This is a genomic window from Natronolimnohabitans innermongolicus JCM 12255 (assembly GCF_000337215.1).
GTDB classification, from domain to species: domain Archaea; phylum Halobacteriota; class Halobacteria; order Halobacteriales; family Natrialbaceae; genus Natronolimnohabitans; species Natronolimnohabitans innermongolicus.
The window spans coordinates 1-4,696 of record NZ_AOHZ01000063.1; the positions used below are offsets into that span (position 1 = coordinate 1).

A 4,696-nucleotide genomic window follows, 5' to 3' on the forward strand; every position below is an offset into this window, starting at 1 on the left:
GACCACCGGCTCGCCGTTCGCGGCGTCCGACTCGTCGCCGAACGAGTCGCGAATCGTCGCGTCGCCAGCGACCGCCTCGAGAGCCATCGCCGCGCCGAAGGTCTCGAGCAGCCGCCGGCTCGAGGCGACGTGGTCGGTCACCGCGGGAACGCGGACGCGCCCGCCCGCAAGCGCGAGAAACACGAGGAACTGGTCGGCCATGTGTCGGTCGACGGGCGACGGCTGTGGCTGGCTGCCCCGCTCGTCCGCTGATCCGGTCGCCGATCCGACTCCGAGGAACCGATTCGCGGCGTCGGCGGCGTCCTCGCCGACGCGCTCGGCCGGCTTGCCCCGCTCGCCGAGCGCCGAAAAGCCGGCGACGCCCGTTTCGTGATCGACGCGGATCACGATGGCCGAACCCGGCGAGGGGCTCGCGGCTGACACCTCCCGTCGCTCCTCGAGGTCGATGCCCGCTTCCTCGAGGGCCAGCCGCTCGAGGGCGCCCTCGGCCTGCCGGTGGGCGACGTCGCGGTCGGCCAGCGATTCCGATTCCGTCGAGTAGATGCGAACCCCCTCGAGCGGCCCGCGTTCGGTGAGTTCGATCGGCTCGAGCGTCGACGGCGCGAGCGTGAGGGTGACGCGCCCGCCGCCGTCGGGAACGAAGCCGCGGCGCTCGACCTCGTAGTCGGCCTCGAGACCGTACCGACGCAGTAGCGGGAGCTTGACGTATCGGGAGTAGTCGAGCGGCGGCGCGAACGGAACGTCGGTGCCCCCGGTGACCGTCACAGAGAGCTCCGACTCGAGGACCGTCGCCAGCGGCAACAGGGCGTCGAACAGCAGCGTCGCGCTCCCGGCGGTGCCGATATCGACGTCGTACTCGCCGCCGGGAAGGGAGCCCCGACCGCGGCCGCGCCAGCCGGTCGCCTCGGGCGTCTCCTCGAGGGCGGGATCGAACGAGACGGTGTCCGAGCCGAGTTCGGCGCCGGAAACGTCCGCGTCGCAGATCGCCGCCAGCGTCTCGAGGACCGCCAGATGCTGGTGGCGCAGGCCGGGTGTGGAGCGATCGCCGCGAACTCCCTCGATACGAATCGGCTGATTCTCCAGGACGGAAAGCGTCAGCGCGGTGCGGACGAACTGGCCGCCAGCGTTCGACCCGTCGAGCTCGAGTGCTGTAGGCATACGCAACCGTTGGTGTTCGGGAACCGTACCGATGGCGGTCGACGAGTCGTCCCACGCCCGCTCGAGTCGTCGGTACCGCCTTCCGTCCCGGCGCCGACGGAAGTCCACCCGTTCGCTGCTAGTGGTTTAGGCTCGCCGAAATCAGTGCAGTTATAATGTTTTAGGCGAACCGAAACTAGCATGACGACGGAGCCGATCGAACGGAGCTCGATCCAGCGAAGACGGCCGACGCCGCCGCTGCGGATCCGACGGACGCGAGCGCTGACGGTCGACGACCGAACCGGGGGGATCGACGGTGTCTGAGGTTCAGTCCGAGGAGGTCTCGGCGCCGCACGCACAGCGGCGGGAACGGCGACTGTTCGACGCGAAGCTGCTGACGGTCTGTCTCGGAAGCGCCGCGGTCGTCGCCGGAAGCGCGCTCGTCCAGTTGAGTTTCGGCGCGTACTCGATGACGATCGGCCAAGCGTGGGTCGCGCTGTTCGACCCGGCGGTGTGGCTAGATTTTCGGTGGCTCCTCAACTTCCTGTTCGGCGAGGAGCTGTTGACGACGCTCACCGGCTACGAAGTCGCCGATCTGCCCGAAGTTTCGACGGCGACGCACGTCGTCTGGAACCTCCGGCTGCCGCGGGTTCTCGTGGCGATTCTCGTCGGGATGAACCTCGCGGTCTCCGGCGTGATCTTTCAGGCGATCACGCGGAACGAACTGGCGAGCCCGTTCGTCCTCGGCGTCTCCTCCGGCGCCGGACTGATGGTGTTGCTCGTCCTGACGGTCTTTACCGGACTGTCGGCGTTCCTTCCGATCATCGCGTCGCTTGGCGGAGCGATCGCCTTCGTCATCGTCTACGCGATCGCGTGGAACCACGGCACCAGCCCCGTTCGACTCGTCCTCGCGGGCGTCGTCGTCGGCGCCGTCTTCGGGTCGCTCCAGACGGCGCTGTTCGTCTTCACCGACGACATCGGCGTCGTCCAGCAGGCGATCTCGTGGCTGAACGGCTCGCTGACCGGCGTCTCCTGGCAACACGTCCGGATCGCGCTGCCGTGGACCGTCGTCGCGATGGGCGCCGCGTACCTCAGCTCGCGACAGTTAGACGTCCTCTTGCTCGGCGAGGGGATGGCGTCGTCGCTCGGAATGTCCGTCGAACGCGTCCGCTTCGGTCTCTCCTGTGTGGCCGTCCTCGCGGCCTCCGTCAGCATCGCCGTCGCCGGGATCATCAGCTTCGTCGGCCTCATCGTTCCCCACATCGTCCGCAACGTCGTCGGGAGCGACCACCGCCGGCTCGTGGTCGGCTGCCTGTTCGCCGGCCCGGCGCTGATGGTGGCGGCCGACGTCGGCGCGCGACTCGCGCTCAACCCCGTCCAGATCCCGGTCGGCATCGTCACCGGGCTGATCGGCGGTCCGTACTTCCTCTACCTGATGCGGAAAAAGAAACAGCTGGGTGATCTCTGATGGCCAACGACGTACTCGAGGGCGACCGAGACGGTGTGCCGACTCGCGACCCCGATACGGACGACCACGTTCGCGGAACCGACCTCCGAATCAGCTATCCCGACGCCGAGGGGCCGGTGATCGACGGCGAATCGCTGTCGGTCCCCCGCGGCGAAGTAACGGCGCTCATCGGCCCGAACGGCAGCGGCAAGAGCACGCTCCTGAAGGGGATCGCCAGACGCGTCTCCCTCGAGTCGGGTGCGGTCCTGATCGACGGCGACGACGCACACGACCTCGAGAAGAAGGCGTTCGCCCGGACGCTCGGGCACCTCTCACAAGAGCACACGTCTCCCGGGAGCCTCACCGTCGAGGAACTGGTCTATCACGGCCGCTACCCCCACCGGAGCTTCTTCGAGTCGGTGACCGACGCGGACCACGAGGCCGTCGATCGGGCCGTCTCGCTTTCGGGCGTCGAACACCTCCGGGATCGCGACCTGAGCAGCCTCAGCGGCGGCCAGAAACAGCTCGTCTGGATCGCGATGGCGCTGGCCCAGGAGACCGACGTCCTCCTGCTGGACGAGCCGACGACGTTCCTCGACATCCACCACCAGCTCGAGGTGATGGAGATCGTCGAGACGCTGCGCGACCGGCGGTCGATCACGATCCTGCTGGTGCTTCACGACATCGAGCAGGCCGCGCGGTACGCCGACCACCTGGTCGCGCTGTACGACGGAGAGATCGCCGCCCGCGGGCCGCCGTCCGAGGTCGTTACCGAGGACCTCCTCGCGGACGTCTTCGGGATCGACGCTCGCGTGACGCCGGGTCAGACCGGAACCGGGCCGGTGATCGAACCGATCGGTCCGCTCCATCGCGACGACGACCCCGAGTCGTAAGTCGTTCGTTCGGTGGCTCCTCTCGCGGCCGCCGGCCCCGGCTCAGTCTCGTTCGATCGATATCACGACGAGCGGTGTCGCTCCCATTCATTTTGGCTAGCCTAAAACAATACGTTTTTAATGTTTTAGGCTAGCCTAAATCGCATGGTATCACGACGCCACGTACTCGCGTCCAGTGTTGGACTCACCGCAGCGACGTTCGCCGGCTGTCTCGGCGAGAGCGACGACTCCGAGTCGTCGGGAGCCGACGTCGATCCCTACGAGGTCTGCGTCGAACCGGCCGGCTGCCACACGTTCGATCGAATCCCGGAGGAGTTCTTCGTCATCCCCGGCTCGCAGGAGGACATGGCGATGTCGCTGGGACTGCAGGCGTCGGCCCACGCTTACCCCGACCGCAAGCCGTACAAGTTCTACGACCAGTTGCCGGGCGTTGAGCACGATCCGGACGAGATCTACCAGTACGGGGAAGGCGAGTCCGCGCGCAACTACGACAAGGAACTGTTCTACGAGGTCGATCCGGACGTCATCCTCGCCGACCCGCGGATGCTGCAGAACTACTCCAACTGGAGCGACGACGACATGGAGGAGATCGAGACGTACGTCGCGCCGATTCTCGGCTCCTACATCCGCTTCGACTACGAGGGCGAAGAGCCCTACTACACGATGTACGAACTGTTCGAGAAGGTCGCCGAGATCTTCCAGCGCCGCGAACAGTACGAGGCCTGGGTCGACCTCCGCGACGAGTTCATCGACGAGATCGAGTCGAACCGCCCGGACGAAGAGCCGACCGTCGCCGTCTTCTGGCGCGGGATCGACGCGGCGTCGGGCGAGTTCGAGCCGGCGCCGATCCACGAGAAGCGAAACGACGCCCGGAGCTTCCGCGATCTGGGTTTCCGCGACGCCTTCGCGGAGGCCGGCCTCGATCCCGACGGCGCGGTCGGCTACGAGACGCTGCTCGACCTCGATCCCGACTACATCGCCGCCTACAACCTCTCGTCGATGACCGGCGACGAGTGGCAGTCACAGGTCGTCGAACCGCTCGAGAACCACTCGACTGCGCGCCGACTCTCGGCCGTCGAGAACGGTAACGTCGTTCGCTCGTCGGGCCAGTTCATGGGCCCGATCACCCACCTCTTCTCGACGGAGGCCCTCGCAAAGCAGGTCTACCCCGAGGCGTTCGGCGAGTGGCCCGGCGACTCCGCCGATATCCCCGAGGACG

General features: G+C 67.2%; 5 protein-coding genes. 4 read left to right on the plus strand and 1 reads right to left on the minus strand.

The window, feature by feature from the left end; all coding sequences use genetic code 11:
• The coding region (gene rtcA, locus C493_RS13510; RefSeq protein WP_049889363.1) for an RNA 3'-terminal phosphate cyclase at positions 1-1,158 on the minus strand (1,158 nt) is incomplete at its 3' end.
• 180 nt (positions 1,159-1,338) lie between these two features.
• On the opposite strand from rtcA, the gene C493_RS24065 reads away from it, so the two are divergent.
• The 4 genes from C493_RS24065 to C493_RS13525 all read left to right on the plus strand — a co-directional run.
• Positions 1,339-1,461 carry a hypothetical protein gene (locus C493_RS24065; protein ID WP_275039835.1) on the plus strand — a complete coding sequence of 41 codons (123 nt, stop codon included), beginning with the start codon at positions 1,339-1,341 and terminating at the stop codon, positions 1,459-1,461.
• The gene (locus C493_RS13515; RefSeq protein WP_007260013.1) at positions 1,454-2,605 is read left to right on the plus strand and encodes a FecCD family ABC transporter permease; all 1,152 of its coding nucleotides are present in this window, start codon (positions 1,454-1,456) and stop codon (positions 2,603-2,605) included. The genes C493_RS24065 and C493_RS13515 overlap by 8 nt, the downstream gene beginning before the upstream one ends.
• Positions 2,605-3,477, plus strand: a complete 873-nt coding sequence (locus C493_RS13520; RefSeq protein ID WP_007260014.1) for an ABC transporter ATP-binding protein — start codon at positions 2,605-2,607, stop codon at positions 3,475-3,477. Before C493_RS13515 ends, C493_RS13520 begins: the two co-directional genes overlap by 1 nt.
• Positions 3,478-3,621: 144 nt before the next feature.
• Positions 3,622-4,696, plus strand: a 1,075-nt coding sequence (locus tag C493_RS13525) for an ABC transporter substrate-binding protein (RefSeq protein WP_007260015.1), incomplete at its 3' end; no start/stop codon positions are given.

Coding starts and splice junctions, on each gene's coding strand:
- C493_RS24065 (WP_275039835.1), top strand. CDS start 1,339: ATGACGACGGAGCCGATCGAACGGAGCTCGATCCAGCGAAGACGGCCG.
- C493_RS13520 (WP_007260014.1), top strand. CDS start 2,605: ATGGCCAACGACGTACTCGAGGGCGACCGAGACGGTGTGCCGACTCGC.